At 69.6% G+C, this 17,733-nt stretch carries 18 protein-coding genes; 9 read left to right on the top strand and 9 right to left on the bottom strand.

The features are described 5' to 3' along the window. Positions 1 to 6 precede the first annotated feature (6 nt). Positions 7 to 558 carry a LysE/ArgO family amino acid transporter gene (locus ACQEU1_RS13020; RefSeq protein ID WP_433211470.1) on the top strand — a complete coding sequence of 184 codons (552 nt, stop codon included), beginning with the start codon at positions 7 to 9 and terminating at the stop codon, positions 556 to 558. On the opposite strand, the gene idi is transcribed toward ACQEU1_RS13020, so the two are convergent. Continuing rightward, positions 524 to 1,123 carry an isopentenyl-diphosphate Delta-isomerase gene (gene idi / locus ACQEU1_RS13025; protein WP_433211473.1) on the bottom strand — a complete coding sequence of 200 codons (600 nt, stop codon included), beginning with the start codon at positions 1,121 to 1,123 and terminating at the stop codon, positions 524 to 526. The two genes, ACQEU1_RS13020 and idi, sit on opposite strands and share 35 nt — an antisense overlap. Before the next feature lie 111 nt (positions 1,124 to 1,234). Here idi and ACQEU1_RS13030 point away from each other — a divergent pair, with 111 nt between their 5' ends. Further along, a complete protein-coding gene (locus tag ACQEU1_RS13030) occupies positions 1,235 to 1,423 on the top strand; it encodes an MbtH family NRPS accessory protein (RefSeq protein ID WP_382443273.1) in 189 nt (62 codons plus the stop codon). On the opposite strand, the gene ACQEU1_RS13035 is transcribed toward ACQEU1_RS13030, so the two are convergent. The 3 genes from ACQEU1_RS13035 to ACQEU1_RS13045 form a co-directional block, all read right to left on the bottom strand. After that, positions 1,420 to 3,924 carry a glycoside hydrolase family 97 catalytic domain-containing protein gene (locus ACQEU1_RS13035; RefSeq protein WP_433199944.1) on the bottom strand — a complete coding sequence of 835 codons (2,505 nt, stop codon included), beginning with the start codon at positions 3,922 to 3,924 and terminating at the stop codon, positions 1,420 to 1,422. The genes ACQEU1_RS13030 and ACQEU1_RS13035 overlap by 4 nt on opposite strands. A 121-nt stretch (positions 3,925 to 4,045) precedes the next feature. Beyond that, positions 4,046 to 5,338 carry a YncE family protein gene (locus ACQEU1_RS13040; protein WP_433199947.1) on the bottom strand — a complete coding sequence of 431 codons (1,293 nt, stop codon included), beginning with the start codon at positions 5,336 to 5,338 and terminating at the stop codon, positions 4,046 to 4,048. A 37-nt stretch (positions 5,339 to 5,375) separates the two neighbouring features. Next, positions 5,376 to 5,858, bottom strand: a complete 483-nt coding sequence (locus tag ACQEU1_RS13045) for a GNAT family N-acetyltransferase (protein WP_433199950.1) — start codon at positions 5,856 to 5,858, stop codon at positions 5,376 to 5,378. 79 nt (positions 5,859 to 5,937) lie between these two features. Here ACQEU1_RS13045 and ACQEU1_RS13050 point away from each other — a divergent pair, with 79 nt between their 5' ends. After that, positions 5,938 to 6,429, top strand: coding sequence for an RNA polymerase sigma factor (locus ACQEU1_RS13050; RefSeq protein WP_433199953.1), 492 nt, complete (start codon positions 5,938 to 5,940; stop codon positions 6,427 to 6,429). After that, a complete protein-coding gene (locus ACQEU1_RS13055; protein ID WP_433199956.1) occupies positions 6,422 to 7,267 on the top strand; it encodes a hypothetical protein in 846 nt (281 codons plus the stop codon). The genes ACQEU1_RS13050 and ACQEU1_RS13055 overlap by 8 nt, the downstream gene beginning before the upstream one ends. On the opposite strand, the gene ACQEU1_RS13060 is transcribed toward ACQEU1_RS13055, so the two are convergent. Beyond that, positions 7,252 to 8,577, bottom strand: a complete 1,326-nt coding sequence (locus tag ACQEU1_RS13060) for a serine/threonine-protein kinase (RefSeq protein WP_433199959.1) — start codon at positions 8,575 to 8,577, stop codon at positions 7,252 to 7,254. The two genes, ACQEU1_RS13055 and ACQEU1_RS13060, sit on opposite strands and share 16 nt — an antisense overlap. A 69-nt stretch (positions 8,578 to 8,646) precedes the next feature. On the opposite strand from ACQEU1_RS13060, the gene ACQEU1_RS13065 reads away from it, so the two are divergent. The 3 genes from ACQEU1_RS13065 (at position 8,647) to ACQEU1_RS13075 (ending at position 11,748) form a co-directional block, all read left to right on the top strand. Then, on the top strand, positions 8,647 to 9,603 hold the full coding sequence (locus ACQEU1_RS13065) for a magnesium transporter CorA family protein (protein WP_433199962.1): 957 nt from the start codon (positions 8,647 to 8,649) through the stop codon (positions 9,601 to 9,603). Next, on the top strand, positions 9,600 to 10,373 hold the full coding sequence (locus ACQEU1_RS13070) for an enoyl-CoA hydratase/isomerase family protein (RefSeq protein ID WP_433199965.1): 774 nt from the start codon (positions 9,600 to 9,602) through the stop codon (positions 10,371 to 10,373). The genes ACQEU1_RS13065 and ACQEU1_RS13070 overlap by 4 nt, the downstream gene beginning before the upstream one ends. A 271-nt stretch (positions 10,374 to 10,644) precedes the next feature. Beyond that, complete coding sequence (locus tag ACQEU1_RS13075) at positions 10,645 to 11,748, top strand: hypothetical protein (RefSeq protein ID WP_433199968.1); 1,104 nt, start codon at positions 10,645 to 10,647, stop codon at positions 11,746 to 11,748. Positions 11,749 to 11,796: 48 nt separating this feature from the next. Here the strand turns inward: ACQEU1_RS13075 and ACQEU1_RS13080 are convergent, their stop codons facing one another. Together ACQEU1_RS13080 and ACQEU1_RS13085 are read right to left on the bottom strand one after the other, a co-directional pair. Next, positions 11,797 to 12,615 carry an SCO6745 family protein gene (locus ACQEU1_RS13080; RefSeq protein ID WP_433199971.1) on the bottom strand — a complete coding sequence of 273 codons (819 nt, stop codon included), beginning with the start codon at positions 12,613 to 12,615 and terminating at the stop codon, positions 11,797 to 11,799. A 530-nt stretch (positions 12,616 to 13,145) separates the two neighbouring features. Further along, positions 13,146 to 13,661, bottom strand: coding sequence for an SLATT domain-containing protein (locus ACQEU1_RS13085; protein ID WP_433199974.1), 516 nt, complete (start codon positions 13,659 to 13,661; stop codon positions 13,146 to 13,148). 35 nt (positions 13,662 to 13,696) lie between these two features. Between ACQEU1_RS13085 and ACQEU1_RS13090 the strand changes: the two genes are divergently transcribed. Beyond that, positions 13,697 to 14,425 carry a PIG-L deacetylase family protein gene (locus ACQEU1_RS13090; RefSeq protein ID WP_433199977.1) on the top strand — a complete coding sequence of 243 codons (729 nt, stop codon included), beginning with the start codon at positions 13,697 to 13,699 and terminating at the stop codon, positions 14,423 to 14,425. Beyond that, positions 14,422 to 14,832, top strand: coding sequence for a hypothetical protein (locus tag ACQEU1_RS13095; RefSeq protein WP_433199980.1), 411 nt, complete (start codon positions 14,422 to 14,424; stop codon positions 14,830 to 14,832). The genes ACQEU1_RS13090 and ACQEU1_RS13095 overlap by 4 nt, the downstream gene beginning before the upstream one ends. 229 nt (positions 14,833 to 15,061) lie before the next feature. Here the strand turns inward: ACQEU1_RS13095 and ACQEU1_RS13100 are convergent, their stop codons facing one another. Both ACQEU1_RS13100 and ACQEU1_RS13105 read right to left on the bottom strand, forming a co-directional pair. Continuing rightward, positions 15,062 to 16,357 carry a UDP-glucose dehydrogenase family protein gene (locus ACQEU1_RS13100; RefSeq protein ID WP_433199983.1) on the bottom strand — a complete coding sequence of 432 codons (1,296 nt, stop codon included), beginning with the start codon at positions 16,355 to 16,357 and terminating at the stop codon, positions 15,062 to 15,064. After that, positions 16,357 to 17,688, bottom strand: coding sequence for a glycosyltransferase family 4 protein (locus ACQEU1_RS13105; RefSeq protein WP_433199986.1), 1,332 nt, complete (start codon positions 17,686 to 17,688; stop codon positions 16,357 to 16,359). Before ACQEU1_RS13105 ends, ACQEU1_RS13100 begins: the two co-directional genes overlap by 1 nt. Positions 17,689 to 17,733: the final 45 nt, after the last annotated feature.

Raw genomic sequence — 17,733 nt, forward strand, 5'->3', positions numbered from 1 at the left:
GGCACCATGATGACCCTGATCGTCGCGATCGGCGCGCAGAACGCTTTCGTTCTGCGCCAAGGACTTCGGCGGCAGGCGGTCGCGCAGGTCGTCGCCGTGTGCGCGATCTCGGACGCGATTCTGGTCGCGGTGGGCGTCGCGGGTTTCGGCGCGCTCGTCAACGCCTTCCCAAAAGCCATCACGGTCGCGGCCATCGTCGGTGGCGTGTTCCTGCTGGGCTACGGGTTCCTGGCCGCGCGCCGCGCGTTCGGCGGCCCGTCAGCGATGGCCGCCGGACCCGAGCCGGCGGGCAGGCCGGTGCTGACGGCCCTCGCGCTGACGTGGCTGAACCCGCACGTCTACCTCGACACCGTGCTGCTGCTCGGCTCGATCGCGGCCGGGCGGTGGTTGTTCGGCGTCGGCGCCGTGACCGCGAGCATCACGTGGTTCGTGGCGCTCGGGTTCGGCGCGCGGCTGCTCAGCCCGTTGTTCGCGAAACCCCGCTCCTGGCGGGTGCTGGACGGCCTGATCGCGGCCGTCATGATCACGCTGGGCGTGACGCTGATCGCCAGTTCGTGAGCACCGCGGCGGGCAGCGTCTCCGGCCCCGCCACCGGCCACGCCAGCGGGTCGGGCCCGAGCTCCACCAGCTCGGCCACCTGCAACCGCGACCACGGCGACACCGCCCGCGTGCCGTCCAGCACGCTCGACGCGTACTCGCTCCACGGCACCCGTTCGGTCGAGTCGACCTCGTCCGGGTTCGGCACGGGCTCGGCGTCGGACAGCACGCGGAACACCGGGCACATCTCGTTCTCCACCACGCCGTCCATCACCGCGCGGTACCGGAACGCGGGCAGCAGCAGCTCAGGGGCGGGCGTCGTCATGCCCAGCTCGTCGCGCAGCCGCCGCAGCACCGACTGGGCCATGTCCTCCCCCGGCAGCGGGTGGCCGCAGCAGGTGTTGGTCCACAGGCCCGGGAAGGTCTTCTTGTGCAACGCCCGGCGCGTCAGGACCGTGTTGCCGGCGGAGTCGAAGACGTAGCTGGAGAACGCCAGGTGCAGCGGGGTGTCCGCGTGATGCACCACTGCCTTGTCCTCGACGCCGGCTGCCGTTCCGTCCTCGGCCAGCAGGACCACCTGTTCCACAGTCACGCACACCACGTAATCACATGCGGACCAAGATCGGGAACCAGCTGTTCACGTGAGCTTGAGCGTAGAGATAGCCGCACCATAGGTGTCCCCCGTCACTCTGGAGCCATGACTTCCCCGTTCGCTCAGGCTCACACCATGTTCCTGGTGCTGGTCAGCCCAACGGGCCAGTACTCGATCTGGCCCGCGGTGCTGCAGGTGCCCGCAGGCTGGCAGGTCGTCCACGGAGTCGCCTGCCGCCAGTCGTGCGAGGACCGGATCCAGGCTCTCCGCACCGACCTCCCGATGGCCGCCTAACAGCTCAGTCGCGCGTCACCCCACACGGCGTGGTCGAGACTCGTCCCGTCCCCGCCGTCCGACACCCGCAACGTCAGCACCCGGACGCCGCTGACGTCGACGGACATGGGCAGCGCCGGGTCCACGGACCGGCGCAACGGACTCGTGTGCAGCACACGGCCGTCGCCCAGCACCTCGAACACGACTGACCCACCGACACCGGCCGCCCGGTCCACGCGGCCGTCCACCTCGTCGTCCACGCCGGCCGTCGCCTCGAACCGGGTGCACGTGCCGAGCTCGACGGTCCGGTCTCCCGGCGTCGTGCCGATGCCCTTGCCGAACCGCACCCCGCCGGTCGTCAGCGTCCTGCCCTCGACGGACAGGTCGTTGCCGGGCACGTAGACCTGCCCGGCCGGCAACGGTCTCCACACGTGCACACGCGTCGCCCGCTCGGCCTCGACCCCGGCGAACCGTGCCACGGCGGGCACTTCTGCCAGCCCCACGACGGGGTTCGGGCCGGCGCGGACGGTCCAGCGGCCGGTCACCGACTCGCCGGGCGCGACCCGCCAGGACCACACGGCCGCCGTCGAGCTCCACCCGGACGGCACGCGCGGCGCGAACGTCACGCCGTGCAGCGGCCGGTCCGAGGTGTTGGTGAAGGTGCCGGTCAGCTCGAACGCCTGCCCGGGCCGCAGATCCACCTGTTCAGGTGAAACGACGACGGACGTGGACGGCACGCCACCGGTCGGACGCGCACAGGTCGAACGCTCCGGGCGGCAGACCAGCGCCACGAACCCGCCCTCCGCCGCGACCGGCACGGTCAGCGTCCCGGACGTCACGCGGGTCTCGCGGACCAGCCCGGCCGCGCCGTCCCGGACGACCTCGACCAGCCACTTCCCACTGCCCAGAGCCGGCAGGTCGAGCGTCCGCGCGGCACCGGCGACCGCGCCGCCGACGAACCACCGGTCACCCGAACGCCGTGCCATCACGACGCTCTCGCCGGGACGTCCGGACAGCAGCCGGGTCTCGTCCCACGCGGCCGGCGCCTGCTCCAGGAACCAGCGCGCGAACGGCCGGGCGTCGTACGAGTCGGGCCGCCCGGCCAGGTTCTGCACCCCGGACTCGTACAGCACGGTCAACGCCAGTTCGCCGCCGTCGGTGTTCGCCCGCGCGCGGTGGAACCCGCCCGGCGTGTAGTCCATGCCTCCCACCACGTTGCGGGTGAACGGCAACGCGGTCAGGTGCGAGGTGGTGAGGCCGCTGGACTTCTCGGCGCCGTGCACGGCCTCGGTGGTCATGACGTGCGGCCAGGTGCGGTGGACGCCGTGCGGCAGCGTGGCGCCGTGGAAGTTGACCAGGAAGTGCATCCGCGCGGTCTCCGGCAGGATCTCGTCGTACCAGCGGTAGCGCTCCTGCCCGTCGGAGTCCATGAAGTCGATCTTCAGGCCTCGCACGCCCCACTTCTGCAACCACGGCAGGTAGTCCGCGCGCTTCTCGGCCGTGTCGACGCTGCTGAACCGCACCCACGTGTGGATGCCGACGCCCCGTGCCGACGCGTACCTGACCAGCTCGGGGATGAAGCTCGTCCGCCGCCAGTCCGGGTCGTCGTACCACCCGGCGTCGACCACGACGTACGGCCAGCCGCGCGCCGCCGCGTAGTCGACGAACTCCTTCTGCCGCACCAGGTCCTGCTGCACGGGACGGCCGCCGGCGAGCCACGACCACACGGCGGGGCCCGGCTCGATCCACGACGTGTCCCGCACCTTCGACGCCGGCGCCAGGTCGTCCACCAGCGTCGACTCGACCACGGTGGCCAGCGACCCGACGATCATCGTGCGCCACGGCGTCTTCAGGGCGCCGGACACCGCGACCTTCTCGTCCCACAGCTTGACGTCGTACCGTCCACCGCCGGCGTGCACGAGGTGCCCACCGGAGTACCGTCCGTCCACATCGGACTCGGTGATCAGCGCGTAGGTCCCGCCGACCTCGAACAACGCCGGGTGCATGTACTCGGCCAGTTCGGCACCGGAAGCCGTCGACCGCAGGAACGGGTTCTCGTAGTCGCGGCGGAACTTCGCCAGCCACGCGACGGCGTCGGCGGGCAGGACGAACGCGGACGCTTCCCCGACCACGGCACCGGTGTTCTGCGGCAGCTCGTACCGGTACGCGACGCCGTCAGCGGACTCCCGCACGACGAGATCGAGCCGGCCACCGGCGGCAGCGAACCGGTAGGTGGTCTCGACGGCCCGCACGACCCGGTCCCGCTTCTTGCCGGACGTCGTGCGGTAGCGCTCGAAGATCGCCCGGCGTGACCTGCCGGTCAACGAGAGCCCGGCGGTGAAGTCGGCGCGCTCGGTCCTGATCCCGACCGGCGAGGGCTGGACGACGGTCTTGCCCCGATGCGTCACCGCGAACGAAACGGCTCCGCCGCCGACACGGACCTCGGCCCGTGGACCTGCATCGGAAGCCTGCGCGGGCTGCACCAGCCCCAGCACCAGCAGAAGCACAGCGAGTGCTCTCACCGCCACGGACACTCCCCTCGTGAACCGGGGCGGCGGTCACCGGAGGTACATCCCTCGACCCGGACGCTATGACGTGCGTTTCGCCCGAGTCAAGAGATGTAACAACCATGACAAGAGTTGCCTAGAGCAGGCGGATGTACCCGTGCGACGTGGCGCCGCCGTGCTCGTTGTTGCCCGCGTACGAGGCCGTGAAGCCCTGCAGCAGCGTTGCCAGGCCCACCAACAACGACACGTTGGCGTCGCAGTTGGCCTTGCCGGAGGCGTTGGTCGTCGCGGTGCAGAGCGGGTTGCCCTTCACCGTGCGGAAGACGACCTGCTGACCGGCGATCGGCGCCCCGGTGTGCTTGTCGGTCAGCGTGGCGTTGAGCCCGCGGACCGTGAACCCGAGCAGCCGCACCTGGAGCTGTGCCGTGCCGGCGACGAGCTTCGACGCGGCGGGCGGCACGAAGTTGATCGCGATGCCCACCGGGCGCTCACCCACGGCGAGCGTGCCGGTGACCGTGTTGGTCGCCGTGTCGATGATCGACACCGAGTTGCTGTTGTAGTTCGTGACGTACGCCGACGCACCGTCCGGCGTGAGGGCCACGCTGATCGGGCGGTCGCCGACGAGGATCTTCTGGGTCTCGGTCATGGACGCGAGGTCCACGACGGAGACCCGGTCGAACTCGCTGTTCGTCACGTACGCGCGGCCGCCGTCCGGCATGACCGCGATGCCGTGCGGCGTGAAGCCGACAGCGGCGGTGCCGACGACGGTGCGCGTGGCGACGTCGATGGCGGAGACGCTGTCCGAACCCTTGTTGACGACGTACATCCGCGTGCCGTCGGGGGATGCCGCGATGGCCGTCGCGGCGTTGCCGACGGGGATGGTGCCGGCGACGGCGTTGGTCGCCGTGTCGATGACCGAGACCTTGCTCGGGCCGGGCTGGTCGTGCGTGACGTAGACGGCCGAACCGTCCTTGGTCACGACGACGCCGTCGGCGTTGGAGCCGACCGCGATGGTCGCGGTGACCGTGAGCGTGGCCGTGTCGACGACGGACACCGTGCCGTCGAGGTAGTTGGTGACGTAGGCGAAGCCGCCACCGGGTGCCACCGCCACGCCGGCCGGATGCGATCCGACGGGAATGGACCTGTCGACCGTGTTGGTCGGAGTGTCGATGACCGTGAGCGTGTTCTGCACTGTGTTGGTGACGTAGCCGCGGGTGCCGTCGAACGCGACCGCCGCCATGTACGGCGAGTTGCCGCCGCCGTCGGCGATCGTCGTGGACACCGCGTTCGTGGCCGTGTCGATGACCGACACCCCGCCGCCGTTGTTGGCGACATAGCCCAGAACCCGGCCGGCGGGCGCCGCGTGGGCCGGGGTCACCACCAGTGCCGTGGTGACGGCCGCGGCCATCACCAGTGGACGTAACCGCATGTTCAAGTGCCTCCTGGCGCGATTCATCCCGACCTTTTCAGGACATCGCGGCAGGATGAGAGGACGTTAGCCTCTTCTCGAACCAGTGGTCGGAGTATTCGGCCTGGTTGTAGTCGGCGATCTCCACGAACCCGCGCTTGGCGTACAGACCTCGTGCCTCCACGAGGTCTTTGCGCGTGTCGAGCCTCAGCGCGGAGAGCCCGAGCCGCAGCGCCTCGGCCTCCATCGCGACGATCAACGCCGACGCCGCGCCCCGCCCGCGGAACGGCGTGCGCACGAACATCCGCGTCAGCTCGCCGACACCGTTGTCCAGGAAGCGCATGCCCAGACAGCCGACATCGTTGCCATCCAGGGAAACGACGAGGAACACGGGGACGTTGTGATCTTGCTCGTCGCGCTCGTACGCGTCGATCTCGGCGTCGTTCGCCGGCCGTCCCCAGTAGCGGCTGATCATCTCCGCGTTGTACTCGCGGTTGAGCGGCGAGAGCGCGGCGTCGGCGGCGGTCACGATCCAGGTCATGCGACCATCATCGGAAGCACGTCCACTGTGATTCAGGTCACTGCAACACTGGTGTCGCGGGGAGCCAAGTGCAGACGTGATGTTCGCGGAGCTTTTCGACGAGCACGCCCATCCGCTGCACCGGTACCTGGCGCGGCGGGTGGGCGTCGACGTGGCCGACGACCTGGTGAGCGAGACGTTCCTCGCGGCCATGCGCGGCGAGGAGAACTACGACCCCGGCCGCGGCAGCGTCGTCGGCTGGCTCTACGGCATCGCGACGAACCTGTTGCGCGGCCACGCCAAGCGCGAGGTCCGCCTGCTGCGCACCGCCGAACGCTACGGCGTCGGCCTCGACGTCGCCGAGTCGCTCGAGCACACCGTGGTGACCCGCGTCGACGCCCGTGCGCACCTGCGGCGGATCGCCCGCGAGCTGGCGCGGATGGACCAGGCCGACCGCGACCTGCTGCTGCTCACCTCGCTCGCCGGGCTGACCGTGCAGGAGGCGGCGGAGGCCCTGGACCTGAACCCCGGTACCGCCCGGTCGCGGCTGCACCGCCTGCGCGCCAAGCTGAAGGAAGTGGAACATGCGTGACGTCCTGGACAACGACCTCGCCGAGCTCTACCCGCTGCGCGAGGCGGACGACCTGCGCCTGGCCCGCCTGCGCGAGCAGCTGTTCGCCGAGCGGCCCCGCTCCCGGCGTTGGGTCGGCGCCGCCGCGGTGTTCGTGGCGGTAATGCTGATCACCGGTCTCGTGGTGTACCTGCGCCCGGCCCGGCCTGCCGACATGGCCTCGCCCGCCACCTCCCTCACCGAGGCGGCGGAACTGCTCACCCGGGCGACACCGCAAGGCGCGGTGAAGCACCTCCGCTACGAGATCTGGCGGACGGCTGTCAGCCTGACCGGTGACCCCGGTGCGGAGCAGGTGGAGTACCGCCTCGAGGTCTGGTTGCCCGTCGAGGACGGCCAGAAGCCGCGCGTCGACTTCGAGCCGACCGGGCGGCGGCGCGCGCTGCCGGGCTTCCCGGAGATGTCGAGAGAGGCCGTGCAGGCGCAGGCCTCATCCACGATGATCAGTTTTGTCGGTCCTCCCTGCTCGCTGACACCGTGCAGCGTCCCGGACCCGATCATCCCGGCGAGCCGCCTGTGGGGCGAGGCGATCAAGTCCGCGTCATCGCCGCTGCTCGCGCCGTTCGCCTCGAACAACCGCAAGGCGGAGATCTACCGCGACCTCGCCACGCTCGACGCTGTGCGGTGGGTGGACGGGTCGGTGTTCATCGAGGGCGGCACGGGCACGATCAGCATCGATCCCACCACCGGCGACGTCAGCGGGTACGAGGAACGCGGGACCTACGGCGGCTACCTGCCGGTCGGCACGGTGGTGCAGTCGGTGAAGGTCACGACCGACTGGACCGATCAGCGCCCGTCGTAGGACCTCGGCAGGTACCAGGCCAGGGCGGCGCGCAGCTCGGCGACGTCGCGTTCGCGCCGCCTCCTGGTCCGTTCGTGCGCGATCGGGAACACCCGCACACCGCCGTGGTGCGCGCCGAAGAAGCGGCGCGGCGCCGGGTCCTTCAGCCAGACGACGACCCACGGCCGTTTCTTGTGCGGCACCACACGGACCCGTGCGAGCTCGTACCACCAGTACTGGTGGAACTTGCCGTTGCGGGTCGTGGCGATGCCCTCGCGGCTGATCTCGATGACGACCTTGCGGCGTGCGGCGGCGGAGAAGTACCGCACGGCGCGTACGACGAGCACGCAGAACGCGGCCAGCGCCAGCAGCTGCGTGGCGCCGTTGGCCCGTGCGGCCGGGTCGGCGATCGCGGCCGCCAGCAACGCCGCGGCGAGGTTCAGGGCGCCCCACGCCATCGGCACGAACCGCGACGTCGAGAACGTCGCGGCGGCGGGCGTCATCGGCGCGGGCAGCTTGGACGCCGGTGGCTTCGGCGTCACGACCTGCGCGAGCAGGCGGGTCACCTCGGCCGGTTCCGGGCGCTTGGCCGGGTCGCGGTGCATGCACTTCTGCACCAACGGCCGCAGCCCCTTCGGCACGCCGTCGATGTCCGGCTCGCCGTGCGCCGCCTTGTAGAGCAACGTCGCCGTGGGGCCCTCACCGAACGGGCCCTTGCCCGTCGCCGCGTAGACCAGCACGGCGCCCAGGGCGAACACGTCCGACGGGGACGCCACCTCCTGGCCGGTGATCTGCTCGGGAGAGAGGAAACCGGGCGTGCCGAAGACCATGCCGGTCTCGGTCAGCGCCGTGTGCTCCATCGCGCGCGAGATGCCGAAGTCGATGACGCGCGGGCCGTCCGCGCCCAGCAGGACGTTCGACGGCTTGAGGTCGCGGTGGACGAGTCCGGCGCGGTGGATCGCGGTGAGCGCCTCGGCCAGACCTTCGGCGAGTCGTCTCAAATGGTGCTCCGGCAACGGCCCGTGCCGTTCGATCGCCTCCTGCAGCGTCGGGCCGGGCACGTACTCGGTGGCCATCCACGGCCGGGGCGCGCGCGTGTCGGCGTCGACGACCGCCGCCGTGCCGGCGCTGCCGACCGCGCGGGCCATCTGCACTTCGCGGCGGAACCGCTCCCGGAAGCGCGGGTCGTCGGCCAGCTCGGCACGGGCGACCTTGACCGCCACCTGGCGTCCGTCGCTGCCTTGTCCCAGGTAGACCGTTCCCATGGCACCACGACCGAGCCTGCCGAGAAGCAGGTAGTCGCCTATGCGTTGTGGTTGGTCCACCTTCACCGGATCGAGGGTAGCGGGAACTCGGGCTCAAACCTCACATCTGAGTAGATCTACGTATCGTTGTCACCCATGGGTCGGACCCGCTTGTACCGCAACGGCGAACTCGTGGACAGGGACTTCCCGGTCAGCGAGGTCCGGAAGCATCTCCAAGATCACTCCGCCGTGGTGTGGTTCGACCTGTGCGCGCCGTCCGAAGACGAGATAGGTCTGCTGCGCGACGAACTGGGGTTGCACGAGCTCGCGATCGAGGACGCGTTCTCCGAACGGCAGCGCCCGAAGGTCGACCGCTACCCCACCCACCTGTTCCTCAGCGTCTACGCCGTCCGGTACGAGCAGCACGAGATCAGGACGTGCGAGGTCGACGTCTTCGTGGCGAAGAACGCCCTGGTGACGGTGCGCGAGAGCGAGGACTACCAGCTCGACGGCGTGGTGCGGCGGTGGGACAGCGCGCCGCGGCTCGCGTCGTCCGGCGTCGGGTTCCTGCTGCACGGGGTGCTCGACGACGTGGTGGACGGCCAGTACGCGGCCGCGCAGAAGCTCGACGACGACATCGAAGCGCTGGAAGACCGCATCTACGAGGAGAAGCCGCACGTCGGGCGCAAGGCGTTGCAGCTGCGGCGGGCGCTGGTGCAGCTGCGGCGGGTCGCGTTGCCGATGCGGGAGGTGCTCGGGTCGTTGCTGCACCGCGAGCACGACCTCGTGGACGACGCGATGATGCCGTACTACCTGGACGTGAAGGACCACGCGCTGTTCACGGCGGAGCTGACCGAGTCGATGCGGGAGCTCGTGACGAACCTGCGCGAGGCCGAGGTGGCCGTGCAGGGCAACCGGCTGAACTCGATCATGAAGAAGGTCACCAGCTGGGCCGCGATCATCGCGGTGCCGACGGCGATCTCCGGGTACTACGGCATGAACGTCCCTTACCCCGGTTTCGAGCAGAAATGGGGGTTTCGGGTGTCCACGCTGGGTATCTTCGCCCTCTCGTACGTCCTGTACCTGATGTTCAAGCGCCGCGATTGGTTGTGACTTTGAAGATCCACCTGACCCGCCGGGACGAGCTCGCGATCATCACGATCGACGCGCCGCCGCTCAACCTGTACTCCCTGGACCTTGACGCGGAGTTCCACGAGGCCCTGGACGACCTGGGCGACGCGCGGGCGTTGCTGGTCAACGCCACGGGCAAGGTCGTGTCGGGTGGCGTCGACGTGTCGTTGTTCGCGCAGCAGGAGTACCGCGACGAGGCCCAGCGGCTGTTCGACCGGATGCTGGTGCTGCCGCAGCGGCTCGCCGCGCTGCCGATGCCGACCGTGTTCGCCGCGCACGCGTTGTGCCTGACCTGGGCTTTCGAGCTGGCGGTGGCGTGCGACCTGATCGTGGCCTCCACTTCGGCACGGTTCGGGCTCGTGGAGAAGGTCGTGGGCCTGACGCCGACGATGGGCGGCACGCAGCGTTTGGCGGCGCGGGCGGGCGTGGGTCGCGCGAAGGAGTTCGTGATGACCGGCGACCTTTACGACGCGGCGACCCTCGAACGTTGGAATGTCGTTAACCGGGTGTTCCCCGACGAAGGCTTCGCGTTGGCGGCGGAGCAGTTCGCTTTGTCTCTGGCGACCGGCCCGACGCAGGCACACTTTGCGACCAAACAGGTGCTCGCGCATTTCGAGAACGGAGGCGTCCCAGAGGCCGACGCTCACGTCACGACCATCGCGGCGGCGTTGTACGAGACAGAGGACCTGCCACGCGCTGTGCACAGCTTCCTCACGGAGGGTCCCGGACGGGCGGCTTTCACAGGTCGCTGATCTCACACATCAAAGAATCATATGGCTCGGTGATAAAACCGTGATCTACCTGCTCACACGGATGGAGCATTCCCCGCCGGACGGAAGATGATGTTGCACCCCAACGGGTTCGGCTTGACTCCTCCGTTCGTCCCGTGCATCGTGCTGGTCGTTCAAAGGCCCCCGTACGAACTCCGTCGCACGAGTTTTGTACACATTCCGCAACGGCCGACGACACAATTAGCGAGTTCACGGTCCCCCGTCGTGAGCGCGCGTGGAGGTAGAACCAGCCGTGAGACTGAGATTGGCCGTACTGCTGACCGGTGGTGTCATCGCGTTGGCCGCCTGCACCCCGACCAAGGCGGCCCAGCCGACATCCGCGCCGGAGAGCACCAGCGCCACCTCGACCAGCACCGAGACCAGCAGTTCCTCCGCCGCCCCGAGCAGCTCGGCGGCCCCCAGCAGCTCCGCCACCAAGACCGCCACGAACGGCCCCGTGAAGCCGCCGCCCAACAGCCCCGCCCCCGCGGGCTCGCCCGGCTGGAAGCTCACCCAGGCCAACACCGGCCTCGCCGCGCACGGCCTCAACTGCGACTCCCTGCCGCTCTACACGGGCTCGGGTTCCCCCGCCTCCGGCACCGTGATCTCCGGCAAGCGCATCGAGCAGACCCTCACCCTCTTCGCCGGCAACATCACCATCGAGAAGTCCTGCATCCGCCCCACCCGCGCGGGCGAGACGCAGCCTCTGATCACCACGAACGGCCCGTGCGGCAGCAACTCCTGCCAGGTCACCGGCGCCCCCGTGACGATCCGCGACTCGAACATCGACGGCTCGGCCCTCTCGGCCAAGACCATCGCGGGCTCCTGCGCGTTCCTCGGCGTCGGCACCCTGCAGCGCAACTACATCAGCGGCATGGGCTCCGGCATCTGCTTCTACAACACCGGCAGCTCCCTGAGCGGCCTCGCCGAGGGCAACTACGTCCGCGGCCTGCGCTCCGAGGGTGAGAGCCACAACGACGGCGCCACCGTCCGCGACTTCCCGCTGGACAAGAACGCGGGCCGCACCCTCACGTTCCGCAACAACCGCATCGACTGCTCGACCGGCAACGACACCGGCGCCCTCTTCATCCAGACCTACGGCGGCGACATCGACAACGTCACCGTCGAGGGCAACCTGCTCGAAGGCGGCGGCTACCAGCTCGGCCTCGAGTCGGGCTTCGGCAACACCTACGGCCGGAACATGAAGTCGATCAACAACCGCTTCACCGGCACCGGCTGGGGCGCGGCCTACGTGAGCCAGAAGGGCGCCACCGGCAAGTGGGCGGTGTGGCAGGACAACTTCCTGCACGACCCGAACGCGGCCGACGGCAAGGGCAAGCCCGCCGGCACCCCGTAACACCCCCTTGTTCGCCTTCACCGCCGGCACGCCCGGCGGTGAAGGCGATCACTGCGTCGCCCGCACCTTGGCGGACAGCGGCTCCAGCACCGCCACCAGCTCGTCCAGCTCTTCCGCCGAGAGCGCCTCGTAGGGCTCCTCGGCCAGCTCGTCCGTCAGCTCCTCGATCCGCCGCTGCAGCTCCCGGCCCGCGTCCGTGAACCGCCCCTCGGCGTCCACGATCCCGCGCGCCCGCAGCCCGTCCATCACCGCCACGAGCAACTCCTTCGGCAGGTGGTGGATCCGCCCGAACGACTCGGCGGGATACACCCCCATCGCCAACGCCGACAGCACGTGCGCCTCGATCCCGCCGATCCGCGCACCGACGAGCGCGGCGATGTGCCCGTCCCCGCGGTGCTCGCGCAACATGGTCGCCGAATGCCACAGCCGGGCCACCGGGTCCGCCGGCACCGGCACCGTGCGCATCCCCGCGTACATCACCCTGCCGGCGGTCGAGGCACTCACCGCCGCCTTGGTGGTGAGATCAGCGGCGCGCACCAGTCCTCCGGTCTCGGCCAGGTCGCCCAGGATGCGCCGCACCGAGGCCGCACTCCCCCGTTCCCTGGCGGCCAGCGACTCCTCGGGCGGGATCTTCTCCCACGCCTTGGGGATGTGCCGGGCGGCCTCGCCGGGCCCGAAGTTGTAGAACGCGGCGTGCACCACCTCCGCCGGAACCCGCCCCAACGGCGCCGCGCGGCTGGCGAAGTAGCCGGACCAGTAGTTGGGGTGCCCCAGTGCGGCCAGCTCCTCGCCGCACTCGTCGGCGAAGAAGGTGACCAGGCAGATGGGTTCCAGCAGCTCGAACATGCGCCGCGCGGTACGGGTCATGTCCCCCATCCTGCCCCGGCAGGCGGCGCCGCGCGGCTGGGGGCACCGCGCGGCCGGGCAGGCTGGCGTAGGCGTCCCCTCGCACTCAGGACCCCCCGCGACCCAACGTACTCAGCAGGTCTGACAGTCCGACCGGGCGAGCGGCAAGGCAAGACAGGTCGAGGCGAGACGGGTCGAGGCGAGACGGGTCGAGGATGGCTTTAGGGCCTGGCGAAGCCGAAGGCGAGCCCGACCGAGCGCAAGCTTCGCGATGGCGCAGCCGAGCCCGGCCAAGACCCAACGCAATGCCGAAGGCGAGGCGTCCTTCCCTAACACCGCCGTCCAAGCGGTATCGGTGACGTGCCAACGCAACTCAGCCGCGCACGCGAAGTGATTGGGGCTTTTCCGGTCCGACAAGCACCTCGCAAGGGCCCCGAAGTCAAGCCCCGATCTCTATCGACGCGCCAGCGGCGATGACTCGACCACGCCCGTCAGAGTCTTTGCACCCCAACTCAACCACCGCGCTAGCGACGCGGCCTACCCACCACACCTCACGCGTTGTCGCGGAACTTCAGCCACCGCCCGCTCAACGAGTCCCAGATCTCCTGGTACTGCTCGAACATCTCCCCCACCCTCGCCGGATCCACCTGATCGGCCGGAGTGGACGCGATGTAGTACCCGAGGTCGTCCTCCAGCCGGTGGAACTTGTAGCTGGCCTCCTCCATCAGCACCCACAGGGACCGCCAGGCGAAGAACGGCTCCAAAGCGGACACCACGGTCACGACGGCCACCAGCGAGAACGCGGTTCCCGTCCACGGGTCGAGGTTCTGGAGTCCCAGGATGATCGTCGACACCGCCGAAAGCACCAAAGTGGTCAGTCGGACAGTTACGGACTTCCACCTGAACCGCTGCTTGCGCGATCGCGCGTACGCGTGCCCGCGCTCGATCTGCCCGCGCAGGTGCAGGGCGAGCTCCACGGGCTTCAACCCGGAGGGCAGCGCGGCATCCGGTGCGCCAGACGGCGAGGAAGCTGGAACGGGCGGGCGGTTGGACGGCAAGTCGGTCACCCGCAAGACAATAGTTTCGAGGTACCTTCCCCCGCGTGCAGTTCGATGGACCGAGAACCTTGCTGGCCGTCCACGCTCACCCCGACGACGAGTCGCGGTCGACCGGAGGAATCCTGGCCCACTACGCCCGCCAAGGCGTCCGGATCGTGCTCGTCACGTGCACCGGCGGCGAGTTGGGAGACATGCCGGACGGTGCCAAGCCCGGCGAGCTCAACCACCACCCGCAGGCGGTGGCTGCGCGGCGGCGGGCCCAGCTGAACGCCGCGTGCGACGTGCTGGGGGTGACGGACCTGGAACTGTTGGGGTACCACGACTCCGGGGAGACCGGTCAGCTGCTGCCGGGCGCGTTCTGCTCCATTCCGGTGGAGACCGCGGCGGGGCGGGTGGCGGCGTTGATCGAGCACTACCGGCCGCAGATCGTCGTCACGCACGACCACCACAACCCGCACCAGCACCGCGACCACGTCCACGCGGCGCGGGTGGCGCACCACGCGGTCAAGGAGACCGGCATCCCGGCCAAGCTGTACCTGGAGGCGCACGACAGCCTCGCCACGACCACGGTGGACACGTCGCAGGTGGCCGACGTCAAGCGCAAGGCGTTGCACTGCTACGAGAGCCAGTCGCTCATCGGGAAGCTGACGGCGCAGCAGCGGTTCGCGGCCGAGTCGTACATCCGCGCGTTCGACACCACCGGCGCGACCGTGCCGGAGACCGACCTCTTCGCCGGCATCACCCATCACGGGCCGGATCTGCCGCGGTGGTGAGGACCCTGCTGGTCGTGCTCGCGGACGACCTCGCGCCGGTGGCCGGAACGCTCGCGCGCTACACGGCCGAGGGCGTCAGGACCGTGGTGTGCAGCGAGAACGAGGACGTCAGGGACCAGGCACGAGAACTGGGCGTCACGCACGTGGAGACGGCCGACCCGTACGACCTGATCGAGCGGTACGAACCGCAGGTGGTGGTGGCCGACCACAGAGGACCGCTGCGGCAGACCAAGCTGGCGGTCTACCGGACGGGGATCCCCCAGAAGCTCTACCTGACGGCGAGCGAGGGTGCCACGGTGATCAGCGTGGGGGCGTTCGCGGTCCAGAAGCAGCACGACCACTACTTCCGAGACCTGGACCGGACGAACGCCCCGTTGCCGGAGACAGACCTGTTCGCGGGTCTCTAGAGCGGCAGCGCGGACATCAGGCCGGAGGCGAGCTCGGAAGCCTGAGCCAGCAGACCGGATGCCTGGTGCACGAGACCTTGAACCATGTCCATGAGTCCAGCCACGGGAACCTCCCCGACAAGACCCGGCGGGCGAGTCCCACCGGGTGATGCCGGGAATCAAAGCGCCAGCCCGACAACCGCGCGCGCCCTGTCACACCATTGAGCTAAATGGACAGTCTCAAAAGGACTCAGCCGCGCCCGAGCGAGGTGCAGGTGAGGCCCGCGCGGCGCAGCACGTCCGGGTCCAAGAGGTTGCGCGTGTCAACGACGACCGGCTGCCGCACGGTCTCCGCGAGGCGCGCCCAGTCGAGCGAGCGGAACTCCGGCCACTCCGTCAGCACGACCAGCGCGTCGACGTCCTTCGCCGCCACGTACGGATCGTCCACAACGGACACCGCGCCGAGGTCGGAGCCACCGGACAACGCCGGGTCGTAGCCGACGAGCTCGGCGCCCGCCTGCTTCAGCAGCGCCGCCACGGCCAGGGCCGGCGAGTCGCGCAGGTCGTCCGTGCCGGCCTTGAACGTCAGGCCCAGCAACCCGAGGCGCACGTGCGACAGCGAGCCGCCGCGCTTGCCGGTGACCGCGAGGCGCACCTTCTCGACCATCCGCTGGCGCTGCCGCTCGTTGGTGTCGATCGTGGCGCGCAGCAGGCGGAACTCGAAGTCGGCCGCGTCCGCGACCTGGAGCATCGCGTGCGTGTCCTTGGGCAGGCACGAGCCGCCCCAGCCGGGGCCGGGATTCAGGAACGCCTGGCCGATGCGCTTGTCGTAGCCCATGCCCTCGGTGACGTCGGTGATGTTCGCACCGAGGCGCTCGCACAGCTCGGCGACCGCGTTGACGTACGAGAGCTTCATCGCCAGGAAGCAGTTGGCCGCGTACTTGACCATCTCGGCCGAGGCCGCGTCGGTCAGCACCGTCGGCGCGCCCAGGCGGGCGTACAGCGCCGCCACGCGCTCGGCGGCGTCCTGCTGGTCGCAGCCGACGACGATGCGGTCGGGGTTCAGGAAGTCGTGCACGGCCGAGCCCTCGCGCAGGAACTCGGGGTTCGACACGACGGCCACGTCGTCGCGGCGCAGCAGCTCGGCGGTGCGGATCGACGTGCCGACGGGCACGGTGGACTTGTTGACGATCACGCAGCCGGACGGCAGCAGGTCACGCGTCTCGTCCACAACGGACTCGACGGCCTGGAGGTCCGCGATGCCGCCGACACCCATCGGCGTCGGCACGCACAGGAACACGACCTCGGCGTCGGAGACGGCCGCGGAGGCGCCCAACACGAACGAAAGGCGACCGGACGCCAAACCTTCGGCGACGAGCTCGGCGAGCCGCGGTTCGAGGATGTCGACCTCACCGCGCGACAGCCGCTCGACCTTCGAGGCGTCGACGTCCGCGCACACCACCCGGTGGCCCAGCGAGGCGAGGCAGGCACCGGTGGTCAGACCGACGTAGCCGGTGCCGACGACAGCGATCCTTCTGACGAACATCATTCTCCCGTTCGGTTCACGGCGAACGCGCGGAGCACGGCGTCGTCGCTCACGTCGATCATCTTGTTGCCCCACTGGTCGACGCCGGCCACGAGCTCTGGCCGGCCGTCGGGGAACGGGCCGCGCGAGACGAAGCCGGTGAGCCCGTCGAACACGCCCACGTAGTTCTCGGCCTGCGGGCGCCAGTCGAGCACGGACTCGCACCGGCGGCGGCCCTCGAAGCCCAGCCGCGCGCGGCGTTCCGCGTCGTCGAGCAGGTCGAGCAACGCCGTCGTGAAGCCCTCGACGTCACCCGGTTCGACCAGCACGGCGCACTCGCCAGCGGACACCACGGTCTCCTGCAACCGGTACGTGACGACCGGCAGCGCGTAGGCCATGTACTCCATGGTCTTGTTCATAGTGGACACGTCGTTCAAAGGCGACAACGGATCCGGGCCCAGTCCGGCCGACGAGGTCGACAGGTAACGGGTGATCTGTTCGGGCCCAACCCTTCCGGTGAACTCGACGTAAGGATCAAGCCCCCAGGCCGTGGCCTGCTTCTTCAGGTCTTCGAGGCAGTCGCCGAAGCCCAGCAGCGCGAACCGCACGTCGGTCCTGCCGCGGTCGAAGACCACTCTCCGTGCGACTTCGAGGACCCCGTCGACGCCGTCCTGCGGTCCCATGATTCCGAGATAGGCCACCAAGTGTTTGCCGCCGCGTCGGAGTTCGTCCACGCCCTCGACAGGCCGCATCACGGTCGTGTCGGGACCGGAGCGCACGACCGTCGTGTGCTCGGGCGGCACATCGCCCCGAGTCCACGCGATCTTCTGGTACGAGGTGTTGGTCGACGTCACCCGGTCGGCCGTGCGGAACGTCCGGCGCTCCAGCCACTTCAAGATCCGGTACTGCAGCTTGCCCGCGAACCCGGTGGGCTCCCCGAAGCGCGAGAGGAACACCTCGGGGTTGAGGTCGTGGTGGTCGAAGACGAACTTCACGCCACCCAGCCGCCACAGCAGGGCCAGCGCCCAGTAGGTGTCCGGCGGGTTGCACGCCTGCATGACGTGGAATCGCCTGCGGGAGCGGACCTTCACGCTCAGCAACGCCGTGCGCACCCAGCAGTACAGGAACTCCCAGGCGTAGCCCAGCGCGCCTTCGGCCTGGGGCGGCGGAGCGTACTTGTAGATGTGCACTCCGTCGAGGAGTTGGTAGGCGGGATCACCCGGACCCTTGGGGCAGATCACCGAAACCTCGTACCCGGCGTTGGTCAGGGCGCGGCATTCCAGCCACACCCGGCGGTCCAACGGGACGGGGAGGTTCTGCACGATGATCAGCACGTGAGGTGATGACGTCACGCTCTGGTTCTCGTTCTGGAAGGCCAAACGGTTACAGGCGACCTC

The organism is Lentzea sp. CA-135723, from assembly GCF_050936595.1.
GTDB lineage: Bacteria > Actinomycetota > Actinomycetes > Mycobacteriales > Pseudonocardiaceae > Lentzea.

Excerpts from the sequence above, each read along its gene's own strand:
- ACQEU1_RS13020 (WP_433211470.1), top strand. The coding sequence starts at position 7 with ATGATGACCCTGATCGTCGCGATCGGCGCGCAGAACGCTTTCGTTCTG.
- ACQEU1_RS13030 (WP_382443273.1), top strand. The coding sequence starts at position 1,235 with ATGACTTCCCCGTTCGCTCAGGCTCACACCATGTTCCTGGTGCTGGTC.
- ACQEU1_RS13040 (WP_433199947.1), bottom strand. The coding sequence starts at position 5,338 with ATGCGGTTACGTCCACTGGTGATGGCCGCGGCCGTCACCACGGCACTG.
- ACQEU1_RS13045 (WP_433199950.1), bottom strand. The coding sequence starts at position 5,858 with ATGACCTGGATCGTGACCGCCGCCGACGCCGCGCTCTCGCCGCTCAAC.
- ACQEU1_RS13050 (WP_433199953.1), top strand. The coding sequence starts at position 5,938 with ATGTTCGCGGAGCTTTTCGACGAGCACGCCCATCCGCTGCACCGGTAC.
- ACQEU1_RS13055 (WP_433199956.1), top strand. The coding sequence starts at position 6,422 with ATGCGTGACGTCCTGGACAACGACCTCGCCGAGCTCTACCCGCTGCGC.
- ACQEU1_RS13065 (WP_433199962.1), top strand. The coding sequence starts at position 8,647 with ATGGGTCGGACCCGCTTGTACCGCAACGGCGAACTCGTGGACAGGGAC.
- ACQEU1_RS13080 (WP_433199971.1), bottom strand. The coding sequence starts at position 12,615 with ATGACCCGTACCGCGCGGCGCATGTTCGAGCTGCTGGAACCCATCTGC.
- ACQEU1_RS13100 (WP_433199983.1), bottom strand. The coding sequence starts at position 16,357 with ATGTTCGTCAGAAGGATCGCTGTCGTCGGCACCGGCTACGTCGGTCTG.